This window comes from Bradyrhizobium sp. JYMT SZCCT0180 (assembly GCF_018130165.1).
Lineage (GTDB): Bacteria > Pseudomonadota > Alphaproteobacteria > Rhizobiales > Xanthobacteraceae > Bradyrhizobium.
In genome coordinates, this window is record NZ_JAFCLZ010000003.1 from 260,436 (window position 1) to 275,998 (window position 15,563).

A 15,563-nucleotide genomic window follows, 5' to 3' on the forward strand; every position below is an offset into this window, starting at 1 on the left:
CGCCTCGCCAGCTCTTGCCTCAGTTGGTAGAGCGCCCGGTTCTGATCCGGGATGTCAGCGGTTCAATCCGCTAGAGGTTGTCAACGCGGGCTTGGGTCACAGGCTGATCACCTGGTTTCCAGCCAGGCAAAGTCGGTTCGAGTCCGGTAGCCCGCGCCAATCACAGATCAGCCACCTTCCTGGCTGCCGCGAGGCTGTCCTTGATACTATTCGAGTTGAGGATCCCATCTTCGAATGCGATTCGCGCTGCGGTGAGCCTTCGGTTCAGTTGCAGCTTGGGTCCGGCTCCAAATAGCCGGTCGATCTCCGAGGTTATCTCAAGCATTTGCGCGGCGGCTTCATGGGTGACACCAAGCTCATCAAGCCTTGCAGCGACCGACTTTTCCCGTTGCGTTAGCGGCCGTTTCTTTGCCGATTTCGGTTTCCACTTTTTCGCGATCGCCCTTTTGGTCTTCTTCGCTTTCTTTATCACCGTAGCCGCTCCCTTCGTCTGGCGGTCCAGGATAACACCCATTCACGGTGAAGATCACCCGTTCGAATCCAGCCGCGCGCACCAAATCCACTGCTCGGCCTCTCGGGAGGGCTTGCTGCTCATAACGGCGAACAGGACGGTTCGAAACCGTTACGAGCGACCATTGCCTTCCGACCTCGTCTATCAGCCAGGACGCTTGCAGCCAGGACGCTTGCTTGTGGCGCAGGAAAACGCGGGGCAGCACCGGGGGTCGGGGCCAGGCTGGGGAGTGAAGCTCAAGCGGACGAGCGCTGGTCTCCAAAACCAGAGGTTCCAGGTTCGAGGCCTGGTTCTCCCGCCATTTTTCCGCGGCAGTGAGGAATGATTGCCGGGTCCGGAAATGAACTGGTTTGCGCGCGGTAGGCGCTCACGGTTTCCAGTGATTTCAATGGCCGAAAAACGGGATGGCGCTCCCTAGCGGAATCGAACCGCTCTCTCCACCGTGAAAGGGTGGCGTCCTAACCGATAGACGAAGGGAGCAAAAACAACCGGAAAATCAGTGCTTTACAGCATGATACGCCGTGTTGGTCGCCGATAATCAGGTTGGATCAGGCCGGCGACCGGCGAACGTATAGTGGCGTTTTGCCGGGCGGGCAAGCGGCCTGAAACCGCCTTTTCCCGGGCGCTTCCGGCCTGCGCCGGCAAGGGTGGACCGGCCAAAACATCTGGTGATTTGCAACGGATTTTAAAGCCGCCTGGAGTAGGGCTGGTGGCAGGGGAACTTCTGACATGGCCTTGGGCACCAAAAAGCGCGAGTCGCGCAAATCGCTGCATCAATCCGGGTGGATCACGCTGGAGGGCGGCTTCGCGGCGCGCCCATGCGTGGTGCAGGACATGTCCACGACGGGCGCCAAGGTCACGATCGATGATCCCAACACGCTGCCCGCCAAACTGAAGCTGGCGTTTTCGCGCGATGCCCGCACGGGGCGAAACTGCGAAGTGGTCTGGCGCCGCGGCAAGTCGGTCGGCATCAAGTTCGTCCGCTAGCGCCCCGCGGCGCAGGACGATAAAAGGCGGGATGCGAAACTTCCTTCTTGCGATCCCTGTTCTGGTGCTGGCTGGCGTGGCGGCGTTGGCCGCCGAACCATCCGGCCATCAGAAGTCCGACAGGGCGGTCCCTCCGGGCAAGCTGCTTCCGCTGAAGGGAGCGACATCAAGCAACCCGTGCGCGGCGTATGGGGCGGGATTCGTCAGGGTCGAGGGTACCGAGACCTGTGCGAAGATCGGCGGTGCCGTCAGTATCGAGGCCGGCACATCGGCTCGGTCGCGCTGAGCGTCACGTCATCGGCGGCGCGATGAACTGGACAAATCCGGGACGCTCCGAGATCTGCGCGAACCAGCGCTCGAGGTTCGGAAGTTTCGGCTTGGTGACGCCCTCGACGCCGAACCAGCGCCGCGCAAAAGCGCCGAGCGCGATATCGGCGATCGTGAACTGATCGCCTTCGACATAGCGGCGCGTTGCCACTTGTGCGTCGACGATCCGCCATTGCACGGCCTCGGCGTCGGCGTCCTTCTGGACCTGGACCATGTCGCGTTTTTCCGGCGCCGTGCGCACCAGCGCCCAGAACACCGGCCGGTCCACCGGTTGCAGGGTCGACAGCGTCCAGTCCAGCCAGCGGTCGACGGCCGCGCGCCTTTGCGGACTTTGCGGATAGATCGGCGAATTCTGGCCGTAGGCGAGACAGAGATAGCGCATCACCGAATTGGATTCCCACAGCACGAAATCGCCGTCGATCAGCGTCGGCACGCGGCCATTGGGATTCATCGCAAGGTAGGGCGCTTCATTATTCTTGCCGAACTGCATGCCGGCGTCGATGCGGTCATAGCCGAGATCGAGCTCGCGCAGGCACCACAGCACTTTTTGAACATTCACCGAATTGGCCCGGCCCCAGATGGTGAGTTGTTGTTTGTTGTCAGCCACGTCTTTGCTCCCAGCGGTTTTCCTGCGGTGATCTTCTTGCAACCGGTTCATAGCGGAAGATCAGCAAAAAAGCGCGGGCCGCCTTGGCCTGGACCAAAAGAAAACTTGGACCAAATAAAACCTGGACCAAACAAAAACAGGCTCCGCCGCATCGCGACGGAGCCTGATTTCACGTACGCTTGCCGTCAGCGGCCGAAGAACAGCCACAACAGAAGGATTATCGGTATCGGCACGCCCAACAGCCACAACAAAATTCCTCGTCCCATCCTCGTATCCTCCAAAATATCAATCGAGGAGAGAACGTGTGGGCGCGTGTCTTGTTCCTTCGCGCGGACTGAAACTGCGCACGCGATGCCGCGTTATGATCGTGGAATATCGGAGAGCGACAGTCCGATTTGAAACAGCGAATAGCCGTCTCGATCGACGGCCTCGCGCACCTCGGCGTTGACGTCGCCGGCCTCGCGGCTGCGCGTCAACCTCCATTCGTCTTCCGAGGTTTCTGAGGGAAACGGCACGTCCGCTTTCGTCACCAGCCGGTAGCTGGGATGGCGGACGTGCACAAAGAAGTTGTACCGTAGCGTTTTCAAGCGAAGTGCATGCCGGTTCGCGTCAAAAGCCAGACCCCGTTCTGATCATCAAGAACCGAACAGGCTCAATGCCTACCAGTGGCCGGTGTTCGGCATCGAGGTCCACGGTTCGGCCGGCGGCTTCGGGTCACCCTTCTGCAAGAGCTCGATCGAATGCAGATCCGGCGAGCGGACGAACGCCATGTTGCCGTCGCGCGGCGGACGGTTGATGGTGATGCCCATCTTCATCAGCCGGTCGCAGGTGGCGTAGATGTCGTCGACCTCATAGGCGAGGTGACCGAAATAGCGGTCTTCGCCGTATTTCTCTTCGTCCCAATTGTAGGTCAGTTCGACCAGCGGCGCGCCGCGGGTGGCCGGCGAGGCCTTGAGCAGGCCTTCGTCTTCGGCGGCGCACAGGAACACCAGCGTGAAGCGGCCCTTGTCGTTGTCGATCCGGCGCACTTCCTTCAGCCCCAGCGCATCAGAATAGAATTTCATCGCGGCATCGAGATTGCGGACGCGCAGCATGGTGTGGAGAAAACGCATGTTTCTTGGCTCCCTTTGCGAGGCTTGGTTTTTGGTTCGGGGCTTGAATAGCAGCAAAATTCGCCACGGGGCAGGGGGCATGATGCTGTTTGGGCGCTACCCTGGGTCCTTTACATGGCGGTGCAGCTGGGAAAGTGATGGCAGCATGAAATACCTGCTTGGCGCTCTTCTCATCTCCGGCACGGCTCATGCCGCCGACCAACTTCCCACCAGCATGCTGGGGAAATGGGCCTCTGACGCCGTTGCGTGCGGACAGCAGTCCAGCGAACTCGCTATGACGGTCGAACCCCGGACAGTGCTGTTTTACGAGCAAGGCTACCAGATCAAGCGCATTACCCGGCTAAAGGACGGCTCATTAAAGGGTACAGGATATAGTTTTGCAGACGATGGTCGGTCTAACGATTCAATCACGCTTAAGCTGATCGAACCGAACAAGCTTCAGGCCAAGGGAGAGATCTATTATCGGTGTGAAGAGCAAAGCGGAGGCGCACGATGAGTGGACCCGAACCGGGCGGCTTCGCTGCGACTCAAGCGAAAGCCCCGCCTGGGGAAAAGCGGGGCTCTCTGAGAGAAGCGGAGATGGGGACAAATCTCGACGCTTCGATAGTTAGACGCGCGAGGCTATCAAAGGTTCAATGATCCATGAGCCATGGAAATTGACGGCTTGAAGCGAGTTCTGATCTCGGGACTGCTGGCTTGTTCCCGAGCGCGTCCGGCGCGTCTGAACTGTGGGTAATTCGCCCGTGGGCTGGACAGGCAAGCCCGTCCGCACATGATGCGTCGCGAGGCGGAATCTCTGGAGGGCCTAGGGGGACAGTCTCGCTGAAGGCCACGCGGCGTAACGCCCGCGTGGCCTTTTGTTTTCCAATTATTTACGATTGCTCGTCCGCAAAATTGCGGACGCTGTTCGTTCTCCGAGAACAAAAGCGGAGCTGAGGTCTCCTTGTGAAGGTTGGTCGCGGATGAAAACGCGATGCGAGAACCTCTCCTCGATGTTGCGGGGAGTGCCGGAACGAACCTTTCCCCGCCGGATTCTTTCCACAAAGGAGAGGACTCCATGACGGAGATCATCAAAGGCGTCAGCCCTATTACTCTCATCAACGTTTTCACCGTTGTCCCGGAAAAGGCAGACGAACTCGTCAGATTGCTGGACGTGGCGACTGACAAGGTGATGAAGCGTCAACCGGGGTTCGTCTCGGCCAATATTCACCGCAGCCTTAGCGGCAAACACGTCGCGAATTACGCGCAATGGCGATCGAAGGAGGATTTCGAGGCCATGCAGCGCAATCCCGAATGCAAAGAGCACATGATGGCGGCAGGCAAGCTTGCGGAAAAATTCGAGCCCGAACTCTATTCGGTGACCAGCGTCCACGATTAGCTAGATGCACACGCTGGGTTAGCTACACAAGCGAAAGCCCCGCTCGGGGGAAGCAGGGCTTTCTGATGGGGATGAGTGTCTGGGGGACTACTCATCTATAAGTCACCGCAACGCGCATTTGGTTCAAACCGATTTTCGCGCGTAGCGGATCCAAGCCCTTGCGAAGATGTTCTTGTTATGTTCTATTCAACCGTTCTCTGGAGGTTGATTCATGGACGTCGAGAAACAACGCGAAATCATCAGGCTCTGGAACCGCATGCGCCGGGTCGAAGGCCCGATCGCCGAAGAAATCCGCATCCAGATACTCGAGTATTTTGCGCAGCAGGATCGTCCGAAACGCGCGGCCTGAGGTTTGGCCGCGCGCGTCGCCACAGCGTTAGAGCGCAACGTAATTGGATGCCTCGACCTTAGGTCGCAGTTACGCTTCTTCGCGGTGCCCGTCAGAGCCGCGGTTGAACACGCCGTAATGGCTGGACTTCTGGCCGTCGCCATCTGTCGGTGCGACCGTCAGTCCGAGCCGCAACAGCTCGCGCACCGCCGCCGCGCGGGTCGGCATCCGGTGCTTGAAGCGGAAGTCGTCGAGAACGGTCATTTCTTCGGGAGAGAGCATGATTTGTAAGCGTTCGCCCCGCATGTCGGTCATGTGCCTGCCTCAACTTTAGACAAATGAGTAAGTGCCTAACTCGGAGCAGTTCACTTTGGTTCCTTCACTTGCCAAGAGAAAGTCAGTTTAGTAAAATATGCAAATAAAATCAATTAGTTAAGTGTTGATGTAAGGTGTGCTCGGGTGTAGATTCCGTGACAAGGAGTGCGGTCATGGACAAGGAAATCAAGCTTCCGAAACTTCCGAAGGACTCAAAACCTCCCAAGCGCCCGAGCTATGAGAGGGTGATCGAAAACCTGGACAAGTGGGCCACCAGCCCGGGCCTTCAGCCGCCAAAATAGGCTGCGAGCAGGGGGCCTCATCGGGACGGAAAGGCCGCCGCGCCGGATGGGCGAATGGCGGACGCAGTATCCCGGCATAGAGCGCGGGTCGGCGATTGCCGTCGCTCCGCATCAAACGCAGAAAAATGAAATTGTCGGTCGCGCGGGCCTGTCCCCCGGCGGCAGGCATGTCGCCGGCAACGCGAGGGGACCTGGCTCACTTCCGATGGGCTAGACCTTGACGTCGACCAATGGGGTTGGCTCGCCCTGGGCGTGTTGTTCGATCTGCGCTTGCTGGGCCTGCGCCTTGGCGTCGTAGACAGCCTTCAGGTCTTCGTTGATCGTATTGGGCGGCGCCTTGGCGGTTTGGTCGACAAGGAGCTGGATTCTGGCCTGCGTCACTTCAACAGGTACGGGATAAACAAGCATGAGATTATCCTCCTGACCAAAAGCTGTCAGGCGCTCGTTTACACTTTGTAAAGAGATTGGGTTAACGGCGAATTGGGTTAATTGCCGAAAGGACCGAGGGACGGTAGGCCCAAGTGAACAGGGGCAGGGAAGCCGAAATGATTTTGGTGACAGGGAGTATTCTGGCGCGTGAGGACAGCTTTGAGGAGGTGCTGGCCGCCTGCCTTGATCATGTCGAGCGCTCCCGCACAGAGCCCGGATGCATTTCGCATGACGTGCATGTCGACTGCCAGAATCCGATGCGCCTGTTTTTCTTCGAGCAATGGGCGGACGAGGATGCCCTGCGCACCCACTTCGCCGTTGAAGGTTCGAAAGCGTTCGTCAGATCGCTCAAGGGCCGGATCGTCGAAACCACTGGGACCAGGATCTATCGCGCGGAATCGATTCCGCGATAGCCGCGCTGCAAGCCGTGACGCGCAACGCGCCACGTTTCTTGTCGCCTGCGGGCCTTAGAGGATCTTTTCCAGACGTTCGGCATAGAGCCGGAATTCCTCGGCCATCTCGATGAGCTTCTTTGAGGCCTCGGGATCCCTGACGGCGCGGGCCAAACGCTTGGCTCGGATCGACTGGTCGCGGTAGTGATCTGCCTGGGTCATGTCAGCACCTTTTCGAATAGGTGCAAATCGCGCCAAAAAGGTTCGATCGCGACGATGCGAACAGCGATCGTGGCCGGAGCGCTCCGATCAGGCCGGCCTGGCGCGAGGCGGCGAGGGGCCACGATGCAGTTTGCCATCTGCGACGCGAAGTAACTCGATCTTAAGGGGCGGCCGGACCAGAGAACGCGGCCCCTGTTCGTTCTTCGAAGAACAAAAGGAGTCTTGCTCCGACATTTCGGAATCGCTGGCGCAGCGCTTGGGCTAGGCCGGGCGGTGCCGATGCGAATTCCGCTTGAAGAGAAAGCTCGATGCGGTCTTGTCCGCCGGGGTGTGGACGGGTGCGCAGCAAGCACCGGCCGCAACTCCGGAATACCCGTTTCGCGGCCTGTGATTTACCTGTGGATTTGCTGCGGACAAGTCCATGCGCACAGGTTCGGTGCGGGTGCGCGCCAACCGGCGAGGTCAACGATCCCTTTCCGCAGTTCCAATAACCCTATTCAGTTAGGTTAAGACCGGGATTGCGTTGTGCTTATCAGAGGTTGCGCTAGGGATGGCTCGAGGAAGCAGCCATGGTCCCTTCGTTTCATAACGCCGACAGGCCGACCCACCGACGCGTGATGGTGGTCGGGCTGCTGTTTTGCCTGGCCTTCGTCGGCATCAGTTTTTCACTGCGGTCGCAACCGGAAACCGGACATGTGCTGGTGAAAGCTGACAGGCTGGTCCGGACGGCGGGAGAGCCGCACAAGGCGAACTAGGATCCTCTAGCGGTCCGGCAATTTTTCGTCGCGCGGTTTGTGATATTTGGCGATTCCGATAAAGCCGGCAAACGCGATCACGTTCAGCAGAACTTCCAGCCATGGGGGCATCGTTGCATCTCTTCGGGAACAAATTCCCGGGGCCGCAATTGGTTCCTTCGCGCGGTCTGGCGCGGATATTTTGCGGGCAGGGCCGGCCAGCCGCGACACGAAAAAACCCCGCCAGCCTCCGAAGACGCTGACGGGGTCTTTCATGCTTTCACCTCTGGCAAGGTTGCTGCACTTGACTGGAGAACGCGCATCCGCCGGGTTCGTTCCGGGCGTTCCGAAAAATGTTTGGCGGAATTGGCTTGCCGGTTCCGCCTGGTGGCGGGCCTGCAAAGAAGCCCGGAGCATCGCCCCGGGCTCTTGCTGATCGGTCGTTTGCGCTAGCTCCAGAACGATGGGCGGTTAAATCCGCTCCAGGCTTTGCCGAGCGTGGCGGCGTAATATTCCTCGCGCTCGCGTTCAAATTTTTCCTGTGTGGCCTTGAAGCTCGCGACGCGTGCTGCGATTTCCTCGCGCGCACGCGCGAGCCTGTCGTCCTGTTCGTTCATTGCCCATCCTTTTTGGAGTCGTGTTTTTGAGTCGTCCCGGTTGCCATTGACGGTTGCGATTGGGGCGTGAATTGGGAAGCCGCGTTGCGGGATTGTGGTCGTCTGTTTGCAAAGCGATGGCGGTGGATAAGGCCGGCGCGCCGCTTGTTGCTTGCGCACCTTCCCGGTAGCGACAGGCAAACCGGAGGTTCCAATGGCAAAGATCGATCTGGATTCGCTGAGCATCGAAGAACTCGCCGCACTGCGCGAGCACGCCACCGACAAGCTGTTCGAGAAGGTCGCCGCACGCCGCGCCGAGCTCGAGGCGGAACTGGAAAAGCTCGCGCAGTACGGCAAGCCTGCGAAGAAAACGGAGAGCGCGCCCGTCGCCAAGGTCAAGAAGACCGAAGAGGTGCGGGAACCCAAGGAACCCGTCGCCAAAGCCGCTTGATGATGCCTGCCCGGTGGCGCGCGGCTGATGTTCGGTCGTGCGGGGCCGACCGAACAGCCGATCCGATTAGCCGCGCTATCGTCGGCGCGGCCAATTTTGTTTGACGTGTTTTCCGTTGCGGGGCAGGCTTCCTCTTGGAAATGCTTTGAAAATCGGATGCTCACGTGATCGCACCAGACCTTCGCAGCGGCGTCGAACAGCTCGGCAACATGATCGCCGAGGCATCGTCCGTCGTTCCCTTTACCGGCGCCGGCATCTCGACCGAATGCGGCATTCCCGATTTCCGCTCGCCTGGTGGATTGTGGACTCGCAATCGTCCGATTCCGTTCGACGAGTTCGTCGCCAGTTCCGACGCCCGTGACGAGGCTTGGCGGCGGCGCTTTGCGATGGAGCCGACCTTTGCCGCGGCGAAGCCCGGCCGCGGGCATCGGGCGCTGGCCTCGCTCTACAAGGCCGGCAAAATCCCCGCGATCATCACCCAGAACATCGACAATCTGCACCAGGCGTCCGGTTTCAAGGCCGACGACGTGGTCGAACTGCACGGCAACACCACCTACGCCCGCTGCATCGGCTGCGGGCAGGCCTACGATCTGCCCTGGGTCAAAGCGCGCTTTGACGAGACCGGCGGCGCGCCCGATTGCACGGTTTGCGACGAACCGGTCAAGACCGCGACCATTTCGTTTGGACAGGCAATGCCGGAAGACGCTATGCGCCGCGCCACGGAACTGGCCCAGCATTGCGACCTGTTCCTCGCCATCGGATCCTCGCTAGTGGTTTGGCCGGCCGCAGGTTTTCCGCTGATGGCCAAGAACGCCGGCGCCAGACTCGTCATCATCAACAACGAGCCGACCGAACAGGACGATGTCGCCGATCTCGTGATCCGGCACGACATCGGAGAGACGCTTGGACCGTTTGTAGGCAATTGAATTGCAATTGATTCGAGGCTTGCAAGCCTGTTCATAGTTCCCGCCTCAATTGTTTTTTTAGCTATGCGCCGCATGCGGGAGTGTTATCTTTTGATTCGAGAGATTCGCGCGGCGTTATCATGAGTGGTCATGGATGGGCGCGTGTTCCGGTCCGCTACGGCGATAGCGGGCCGCATTTGAATGTGTGAGGTCCGGGGTCATGGGGTCGGACGGATTTGAGTCCAAGAAGCTCGGGGGGCCGCCGTCAGGCGGGACAGGGCAGAACAGGCTTGGACCAGGTGAATATTCTACCGGCGCCGAGCGCGATCCGGGGATGGATGCTCTCTCTGGTCTCGGCGAAGCGGCTGCGAACCTGGTCGAAATATCCGGCGTCATCAAATGGTTTGACGCCTCTAAAGGTTACGGCTTCATCGTTCCCGACAATGGCTGGCCCGACGTGCTGCTGCACGTCACGGTGCTGCGCCGCGATGGTTATCAGACCGCGTATGAGGGTGCGCGGCTGGTGGTTGAATGCGTGCAACGCGCCAAGGGCTATCAGGCCTTCCGCATCGTCTCGATGGATGAGTCTACCGCGATCCATCCGGCGCAGATGCTGCCGCCGCGGACCCATGTCAGCGTTACGCCGACTTCAGGTCTGGAGCGCGCACAGGTCAAATGGTTCAACCGGCTGCGCGGTTTCGGCTTCCTGACCTGCGGCGAAGGGACGCCTGACATCTTCGTGCACATGGAGACGCTGCGCCGCTTCGGCATGACCGAGCTGCGGCCTGGCCAGTATGTGCTGGTGCGGTTCGGGCCCGGCTCCAAGGGCATGATGGCCGCGGAGATCCACCCCGAGACCGGGCCGTCGGCGCTGTCGTCGCACTAGCTGTCCATATCCGCTGTTCGGCCTGTCACCTGACGGAATCGTGAGCCGGACGGGGCGTGTGCGTGCGCCGGCCTCTGGCCTTTGCCGCAATCATCGGGTTAGGATTTCCCGGCAATGGCCCCCAAATCCCCTGGATCATCCTGATGTCCGGCGTGAGTGCTGTGATGAATTTGGTTTCGATGGTTGCGCGGACCGGTCGGCGCGGACGGTTGGTGACGTCGCTGATCGTCGCGCTCGGCATGTTAGGCGTGCTTTGCGCAAGCCCATCCGCGCGTGCCGCGAGCTTTCAGCCGCTCGAGATCGCCACCAAATCCGGCGTCCATGTGTTCTCGGTCGAGATGGCGACGACCGAGAAGGAGAAGGAAACCGGGCTGATGCACCGCAAGGAATTGCCCGACGGCAAAGGCATGCTGTTCGATTTCTCTCCCGAACAGCAGATCTCGATGTGGATGAAGAACACCTACATCTCGCTCGACATGATCTTCATCAGTGCCGACGGCCGCATCCTGCGGATCGCGGAAAATACCGAGCCGATGTCGACCAAGATCATCTCGTCGGGCGGGCTTGCCAAAGGCGTGCTGGAGGTGATCGCCGGCACGGCACAGAAATACGGCATCCGGCCCGGCGACCGGGTGGCCCACCCCCTGTTCAACGGCCGATAGGGCATAGAGCCGCCAGCGCGTTCCTGCACCCGTTCGGCGCGCCATGGGCGGTCCGCTCATGGCCCGGACACAAAATATCGAAAACAACCCCATGCAAAGTTAGAACGGCCCGCGGCAATGAGCCTACGCCAGGCCGCCCAGCGCCTTGCTGGCGGCGGTCCAAGCGTGTATCGACGTGTCCATTCCCAGCACCAAACGGGGTATAGCGCAGCCTGGTAGCGCGGCAGTTTTGGGTACTGCAGGTCGTTGGTTCGAATCCAGCTGCCCCGACCAAACAAGATATTGAATTGGCTTGGTAATTTCACTGGCTCCCAAGCCTGCGCGCCTGCCCGACGCTCGGACGCGCATCTCGCTGATCGAGCACCGCAATCGCGGGGGAGAGGCCGCCGTTACCGCTGCGAGGCCTGCCATGCCAGCAGGCGATGTTCGGCCATCGACATCGCCACCGACGTTACGTAGCCGGTCACGCCGAGCAGGATGACGCCGGCGAAAAGATCGGCCGAGCGGAAGGCGCGGGCCGAGAGCAGCACCCAATGGCCGAGACCGTCGAGGCCGGCGAGGATTTCGCAGACCACGGAGAGGATCAGAGCCACCGTCAGGCTAAGGCGCATGCCGGCCAAAATGTCGGGACTGGCCGACGGCAGTGCGACCTTGAAAATCACCGCCAGTCTGGACATCTGCAGTGACCGCGCCACCTCGTAGAGCCGCGGCTCGACTGCGGCAAAACCATGGATGGTCGCCAGCATGATCGGCCAGATCGCGCCGAACGCGATCACGAACAGCGCCATCGCCTGCGTCAGCCCCAGCATCGCAATCGCGACCGGGATGATCGCCGATACCGGCAACGGCCGCAAAAACTCCAGCGACGGCGCGACATAGGTCCGCATTATCCGCGACGAGCCGATGATAGCGCCGATCGCGATGCCGGCGATCGATGCGGCGAGCCAGCCATAGGCCATGTGCTCGAGCGTACCGGCGAGCTTGCTCCAGAGATCGCCGTTGGAAAATCCGCGCACCAGCGAGGCCCAGGCCCGGTCCGGGCCCGGCAGGAACACCGGGGAGACCAGCTTCAGATTGGCGATCAATTGCCACAGCGCAATGAAGGAGGCGGCGACCGCAAAGCTTGCGGCGCGCCAGAGCCAGATCGTCGCGTGGCGGTTCATGCGCTGTCTCCACTCAACGCGGCGCGGCCGAAAAGGCGGTGCTGCGCCACCACCAGCAGGATATTCAGCGCGTAACCGATGACCCCGATCCAGACCAGATAGGCCAGCATCAGGTCGGGCCGCAGCGCCTGTTGCGCCAGCATGATCCCGGCGCCCAGCCCCAGCGGATTGATCGCGATTTCGACCGTGACGGCGACGATCAGCGCGATACCGGCCGACAGCCGAAACGCCACGAAGATCCGCGGCAGGGCCGCGGGGATGATGATCTTCCAGACCCGCTGCGCAGCGGGTAGCCGCAGCGCCCGCGATACTTCCATCAGCCGCGGTTCGATACTGCGTACCGCCGCCCGGCTCAGGATCAGGATCGGCCAGACGCAGGCGAATGCTACGATCACGATTTCCATGCGATAGCCGAAACCGAGCGCGATCAGCGCGATCGGCAGCAAGGCGATCGACGGGATCGGCCGGATTGCCTCGACCGTCACCTCCATCAGTCGGTTGAGCGTGTCCGAAATCCCGAAGGCAATGCCGAGCGCCAGCCCGATGACGGTGCCGATCGCGAGGCCCGCAAAGGCCGAGAACAGCGTGTCGCGCGTTGCTGTGAGGATGGAGAAGTCGGCAAAGGCGCCGGCGAGCGCCAAAATGATCTCGCTTGGTGGCGCCAGGCTGTCGCTTTGCAGATGCGTCGCGCGCGCCCAGGCTTCGAAGGCGAGCAACACCGCCAGCGGCAATATCAGCGCCTTGCCCTTCTCCTTGGCTTGGTCCGTCGTCACTGTTCGGTCGCCTTGATGAAGTCGAACAACTGCCGCCGCAAGCGCAGGAATTCCGGGTGTTCGCGGGTCGAAAGCTGATCGCGGGGCCGCGGCAGATTGACCGCAAGCTCAATGCCGATCCGTCCGGGATGCGGCAACAGGCCGATGACGCGGTCGCCGAGATAGATGGCTTCGTCCAGATCATGCGTCACGAAGATCACGGTGGCGCCGCTTGCGGCTACCAGCGCCAGCACCTCGTCCTGCAAGCCCTGCCGCGTCATCGCATCGAGCGCGCCGAATGGTTCGTCCATCAGCAGCGTCTTTGGCTCCTGCGCGAGACAGCGCGCGATCTGCAGCCGCTGCTGCATGCCGCCGGACATTTCGGCGGGATATTTTCCGGCATGGCCGGGCAGGCCCACCGTGCGCAGCAATTCCTCGATGCGGGCAGGGCGCTCGGCAGAGGGCATCCCGCCCGCTTCGAGCGCCAACGACACATTGCCGGCCGCGGTGCGCCACGGCAGCAGCGCCTTGCCGTAGTCCTGGAAGACGATGGCGATCTCGCGCCGCGGATGCAGCATCAGCTGGCCGTCGAAATCCACCCTGCCGCTGGTCGGCTGGTAGAGTCCCGCCGCCAGACGCAGCGCGGTGGTCTTGCCGCAACCGGACGCTCCGACGACGCAGAGGAATTCGCCGGCCCGGACGCCAAGGCTCAAATTCTCGATAATGGTCTTGCCGCCGAGCTGGAGCGTAACCTCCGTGAACGCAATCTGCGGTCTCGGTTGGCCGGGAATGACTTCGAAGCGTTTTGCGGCATTTGCCATTGCGTCAGCTCTCGCTTCCATTGGGGTAGACGATATCGATCGTCGAACGCAGATGCGCCTCCAGCATCGCCTGCGCGCCGGCGATATCGCGGGATAGAACGCGGTCGGCGAGCAATTGGTGGACGCGTACGAATTTCTTGCCGCTCTCGAGGGAGCGCATCATCACGCGGCGATAGCGGTAGGCCTGGTCGTAGAGATCGGAATGCGCGGCCAGCAGCCGCCTGGAGCCGCAGCCGGTCAGTAGCGCGGTGTGGAAACCCTTGTGCAGCCGGTCGAAATCCTCGGCGCCTTCGCGGAATTCATCGCCGGTCCGCTCGATGTGCCGGCGCATCTGGTGCAGCGTGCTGACGATGCCGGCCTCCCAGGCATCGTCGCCATGGGTAATCGCCAGCTTGATCGCCTCGATCTCGACCGCGGTCCGCATCACGGTGATATCGTGCAGATCCTCGCGGCTGACGTCTGCAACGCGAAAGCCGCGCTGTCCGGTTCCGACGATCAGGCCGCGCGACATCAGCCGCGACAATCCTTCGCGCAGCGGCGTCGCGCCGATCTCATAGCGCTGGACCAGATCGATGATCCCAAGCCGCGATCCCGGCGCGAGATGCCCGGCCAGTATGTCGTGCTCGACCAGCGTGGCCGCGCGCTCGCTTAAGGTTGCGGCCTCAGTCGCGGGTTGGGTCGCATTGCGCTCGGTAGTCGACATTGCAACAGCCTCATTTCAGGACCAGTTTGGCGGTATCGAGCCTGGATTGCAGCATTTTCTGCGACGACATTACCTCGATCCACCAGCTCAACTGCTCGGGCTTGAGCACCGGCTCGGATTGGTTCGGGGGCGTCGCCTTGACCAGTTCGATCGGCTGCTTGGTGAATTTGGCAATCGACGCGGAGGCCTTTTCGCGATCGCCATTGACGATCAGCGCGGATTCAGCGATCGCATCGCGAAATTTCTTGATCGCGACGGCGTTCTTGTCGGCCCATTCGCGGGATGCCGCGTAGAAAATGATCGGCTCGGTGCGCGCGAGCTCGGCTGCATAACGCGCGCCGACCGAGCCCAATCCTGCGTTGATCATACGCGTCACGAACGGCTCGGCCGTGAGCACGGCATCGACGCCGCCTGATTTGATGATGTCGGCCATGGTCGGGAAGGTGACCTCGACGAAATTGACGCGTCTGGGATCGACACCTTTGTCCACCAGCCACTTTACGAACAGCACGTGCAGGAAGGCGTTGAGGCCTGGCGCGCCGACTTTCTTGCCGACGAAATCCTTCGGCTCCTTGATGGTAATGCCGTTGCGGACGAAGGCGGCGATGCTGTCCTGGTTCACCGGGCTCATCACGCTCGCGCCGGCGATGGCGACGAGGTCGAGGCCGCCGTCGACGGCCTGCAGGAACACGGTCGAGGTTGGACCACCGATCTGAATCGAATTGGAAAGGATCGCGGCGGGGATGTTCGAATTGATGCCGATCGGCGTCATCTCGACTTCAAGCCCGTGCTTTTTGAAGATGCCTTCGTCGACCGCAACCATGGCGGAGGCGCAATCCGACGTCGCCGTGCAACCAACCTGAATCTTGGCCTGCGCGACGGCAGCTCCCGTCAGCGCGAGGGTGACCGCAAAGGTTGCAAGGATCGTTTTCACCGCCATCTCCCGGTTTACATTTTTGGTGCTTGATTATCGATATTTT

At 61.0% G+C, this 15,563-nt stretch carries 26 protein-coding genes and 5 tRNA genes; 16 read left to right on the forward strand and 15 right to left on the reverse strand.

What is annotated here, in order from left to right; all coding sequences use genetic code 11:
• Positions 1-8 precede the first annotated feature (8 nt).
• Positions 9-80 (forward strand) — tRNA-Gln (locus JQ641_RS06255).
• Positions 81-85: 5 nt separating this feature from the next.
• A tRNA-Gly gene (locus JQ641_RS06260) sits at positions 86-159 on the forward strand.
• Between the two features lies 1 nt (position 160).
• On the opposite strand, the gene JQ641_RS06265 is transcribed toward JQ641_RS06260, so the two are convergent.
• Positions 161-514 (reverse strand): hypothetical protein, encoded by a 354-nt coding sequence (locus JQ641_RS06265; protein ID WP_211995063.1) that lies wholly within the window; start codon positions 512-514, stop codon positions 161-163.
• Between the two features lie 222 nt (positions 515-736).
• Between JQ641_RS06265 and JQ641_RS06270 the strand changes: the two genes are divergently transcribed.
• A tRNA-Trp gene (locus tag JQ641_RS06270) sits at positions 737-812 on the forward strand.
• Between the two features lie 104 nt (positions 813-916).
• On the opposite strand, the gene JQ641_RS06275 is transcribed toward JQ641_RS06270, so the two are convergent.
• Positions 917-991: transfer RNA gene (locus JQ641_RS06275), tRNA-Glu, on the reverse strand.
• A gap of 249 nt (positions 992-1,240) precedes the next feature.
• Between JQ641_RS06275 and JQ641_RS06280 the strand changes: the two genes are divergently transcribed.
• Entirely contained in the window at positions 1,241-1,498 is a 258-nt protein-coding gene (locus tag JQ641_RS06280) for a PilZ domain-containing protein (protein ID WP_211995066.1), read from the forward strand.
• Between the two features lie 31 nt (positions 1,499-1,529).
• Positions 1,530-1,784 (forward strand): porin, encoded by a 255-nt coding sequence (locus JQ641_RS06285; protein ID WP_211995068.1) that lies wholly within the window; start codon positions 1,530-1,532, stop codon positions 1,782-1,784.
• A gap of 3 nt (positions 1,785-1,787) precedes the next feature.
• Here the strand turns inward: JQ641_RS06285 and JQ641_RS06290 are convergent, their stop codons facing one another.
• The 3 genes from JQ641_RS06290 to JQ641_RS06300 all read right to left on the reverse strand — a co-directional run bounded on the left by JQ641_RS06290 (position 1,788) and on the right by JQ641_RS06300 (position 3,544).
• Positions 1,788-2,432 (reverse strand): glutathione S-transferase family protein, encoded by a 645-nt coding sequence (locus JQ641_RS06290; RefSeq protein WP_502754930.1) that lies wholly within the window; start codon positions 2,430-2,432, stop codon positions 1,788-1,790.
• A gap of 359 nt (positions 2,433-2,791) precedes the next feature.
• On the reverse strand, positions 2,792-3,019 hold the full coding sequence (locus JQ641_RS06295; protein WP_211995072.1) for a hypothetical protein: 228 nt from the start codon (positions 3,017-3,019) through the stop codon (positions 2,792-2,794).
• 72 nt (positions 3,020-3,091) lie between these two features.
• Positions 3,092-3,544 (reverse strand): VOC family protein, encoded by a 453-nt coding sequence (locus JQ641_RS06300; protein WP_192735781.1) that lies wholly within the window; start codon positions 3,542-3,544, stop codon positions 3,092-3,094.
• On the opposite strand from JQ641_RS06300, the gene JQ641_RS06305 reads away from it, so the two are divergent.
• The 3 genes from JQ641_RS06305 (at position 3,543) to JQ641_RS06315 (ending at position 5,271) form a co-directional block, all read left to right on the forward strand.
• The gene (locus tag JQ641_RS06305) at positions 3,543-4,040 is read left to right on the forward strand and encodes a hypothetical protein (protein ID WP_211995074.1); all 498 of its coding nucleotides are present in this window, start codon (positions 3,543-3,545) and stop codon (positions 4,038-4,040) included. The genes JQ641_RS06300 and JQ641_RS06305 overlap by 2 nt on opposite strands.
• A gap of 477 nt (positions 4,041-4,517) precedes the next feature.
• A complete protein-coding gene (locus JQ641_RS06310) occupies positions 4,518-4,922 on the forward strand; it encodes an antibiotic biosynthesis monooxygenase family protein (protein WP_211995075.1) in 405 nt (134 codons plus the stop codon).
• A gap of 211 nt (positions 4,923-5,133) precedes the next feature.
• Positions 5,134-5,271, forward strand: a complete 138-nt coding sequence (locus JQ641_RS06315) for a hypothetical protein (protein WP_211995076.1) — start codon at positions 5,134-5,136, stop codon at positions 5,269-5,271.
• A gap of 69 nt (positions 5,272-5,340) precedes the next feature.
• Here the strand turns inward: JQ641_RS06315 and JQ641_RS06320 are convergent, their stop codons facing one another.
• The gene (locus JQ641_RS06320) at positions 5,341-5,565 is read right to left on the reverse strand and encodes a hypothetical protein (RefSeq protein ID WP_192735784.1); all 225 of its coding nucleotides are present in this window, start codon (positions 5,563-5,565) and stop codon (positions 5,341-5,343) included.
• A gap of 173 nt (positions 5,566-5,738) precedes the next feature.
• Here JQ641_RS06320 and JQ641_RS38435 point away from each other — a divergent pair, with 173 nt between their 5' ends.
• A complete protein-coding gene (locus JQ641_RS38435) occupies positions 5,739-5,867 on the forward strand; it encodes a hypothetical protein (protein WP_283815167.1) in 129 nt (42 codons plus the stop codon).
• A 210-nt stretch (positions 5,868-6,077) separates the two neighbouring features.
• Here the strand turns inward: JQ641_RS38435 and JQ641_RS06325 are convergent, their stop codons facing one another.
• Complete coding sequence (locus tag JQ641_RS06325; RefSeq protein ID WP_211995077.1) at positions 6,078-6,275, reverse strand: hypothetical protein; 198 nt, start codon at positions 6,273-6,275, stop codon at positions 6,078-6,080.
• 137 nt (positions 6,276-6,412) lie between these two features.
• Between JQ641_RS06325 and JQ641_RS06330 the strand changes: the two genes are divergently transcribed.
• Positions 6,413-6,709 carry a putative quinol monooxygenase gene (locus JQ641_RS06330; protein ID WP_211995079.1) on the forward strand — a complete coding sequence of 99 codons (297 nt, stop codon included), beginning with the start codon at positions 6,413-6,415 and terminating at the stop codon, positions 6,707-6,709.
• A 54-nt stretch (positions 6,710-6,763) separates the two neighbouring features.
• Here JQ641_RS06330 and JQ641_RS06335 read toward each other — a convergent pair whose 3' ends face one another.
• Positions 6,764-6,910, reverse strand: coding sequence for a hypothetical protein (locus tag JQ641_RS06335; RefSeq protein WP_211995081.1), 147 nt, complete (start codon positions 6,908-6,910; stop codon positions 6,764-6,766).
• Between the two features lie 569 nt (positions 6,911-7,479).
• Between JQ641_RS06335 and JQ641_RS06340 the strand changes: the two genes are divergently transcribed.
• Positions 7,480-7,665, forward strand: a complete 186-nt coding sequence (locus JQ641_RS06340; RefSeq protein ID WP_211995278.1) for a hypothetical protein — start codon at positions 7,480-7,482, stop codon at positions 7,663-7,665.
• Positions 7,666-7,671: 6 nt separating this feature from the next.
• Here the strand turns inward: JQ641_RS06340 and JQ641_RS06345 are convergent, their stop codons facing one another.
• Positions 7,672-7,920, reverse strand: coding sequence for a hypothetical protein (locus JQ641_RS06345; protein ID WP_211995083.1), 249 nt, complete (start codon positions 7,918-7,920; stop codon positions 7,672-7,674).
• Between the two features lie 173 nt (positions 7,921-8,093).
• A complete protein-coding gene (locus tag JQ641_RS06350; protein ID WP_211995086.1) occupies positions 8,094-8,261 on the reverse strand; it encodes a hypothetical protein in 168 nt (55 codons plus the stop codon).
• A 193-nt stretch (positions 8,262-8,454) separates the two neighbouring features.
• Here JQ641_RS06350 and JQ641_RS06355 point away from each other — a divergent pair, with 193 nt between their 5' ends.
• The 5 genes from JQ641_RS06355 to JQ641_RS06375 all read left to right on the forward strand — a co-directional run bounded on the left by JQ641_RS06355 (position 8,455) and on the right by JQ641_RS06375 (position 11,417).
• A complete protein-coding gene (locus JQ641_RS06355; protein ID WP_211995089.1) occupies positions 8,455-8,691 on the forward strand; it encodes a hypothetical protein in 237 nt (78 codons plus the stop codon).
• Positions 8,692-8,855: 164 nt separating this feature from the next.
• Positions 8,856-9,617, forward strand: a complete 762-nt coding sequence (locus JQ641_RS06360) for an SIR2 family NAD-dependent protein deacylase (protein WP_211995091.1) — start codon at positions 8,856-8,858, stop codon at positions 9,615-9,617.
• A 199-nt stretch (positions 9,618-9,816) separates the two neighbouring features.
• Positions 9,817-10,482 carry a cold-shock protein gene (locus JQ641_RS06365; RefSeq protein ID WP_211995092.1) on the forward strand — a complete coding sequence of 222 codons (666 nt, stop codon included), beginning with the start codon at positions 9,817-9,819 and terminating at the stop codon, positions 10,480-10,482.
• A 239-nt stretch (positions 10,483-10,721) separates the two neighbouring features.
• Positions 10,722-11,144: a DUF192 domain-containing protein gene (locus JQ641_RS06370; protein ID WP_249150246.1), complete on the forward strand. Its 423-nt coding sequence runs from the start codon at positions 10,722-10,724 to the stop codon at positions 11,142-11,144.
• A 196-nt stretch (positions 11,145-11,340) separates the two neighbouring features.
• Positions 11,341-11,417, forward strand: a tRNA-Pro gene (locus JQ641_RS06375).
• 116 nt (positions 11,418-11,533) lie between these two features.
• Here the strand turns inward: JQ641_RS06375 and JQ641_RS06380 are convergent.
• The 5 genes from JQ641_RS06380 to JQ641_RS06400 are packed head-to-tail and all read right to left on the reverse strand — an operon-like array spanning position 11,534 to position 15,508.
• On the reverse strand, positions 11,534-12,307 hold the full coding sequence (locus JQ641_RS06380; RefSeq protein ID WP_211995093.1) for an ABC transporter permease: 774 nt from the start codon (positions 12,305-12,307) through the stop codon (positions 11,534-11,536).
• On the reverse strand, positions 12,304-13,080 hold the full coding sequence (locus JQ641_RS06385) for an ABC transporter permease (protein ID WP_211995094.1): 777 nt from the start codon (positions 13,078-13,080) through the stop codon (positions 12,304-12,306). The genes JQ641_RS06380 and JQ641_RS06385 overlap by 4 nt, the downstream gene beginning before the upstream one ends.
• A complete protein-coding gene (locus JQ641_RS06390; protein WP_211995096.1) occupies positions 13,077-13,880 on the reverse strand; it encodes an ABC transporter ATP-binding protein in 804 nt (267 codons plus the stop codon). The genes JQ641_RS06385 and JQ641_RS06390 overlap by 4 nt, the downstream gene beginning before the upstream one ends.
• A 4-nt stretch (positions 13,881-13,884) precedes the next feature.
• A complete protein-coding gene (locus tag JQ641_RS06395; protein ID WP_211995097.1) occupies positions 13,885-14,583 on the reverse strand; it encodes a GntR family transcriptional regulator in 699 nt (232 codons plus the stop codon).
• A gap of 10 nt (positions 14,584-14,593) precedes the next feature.
• On the reverse strand, positions 14,594-15,508 hold the full coding sequence (locus JQ641_RS06400) for an ABC transporter substrate-binding protein (RefSeq protein WP_349628515.1): 915 nt from the start codon (positions 15,506-15,508) through the stop codon (positions 14,594-14,596).
• Positions 15,509-15,563 lie beyond the last annotated feature (55 nt).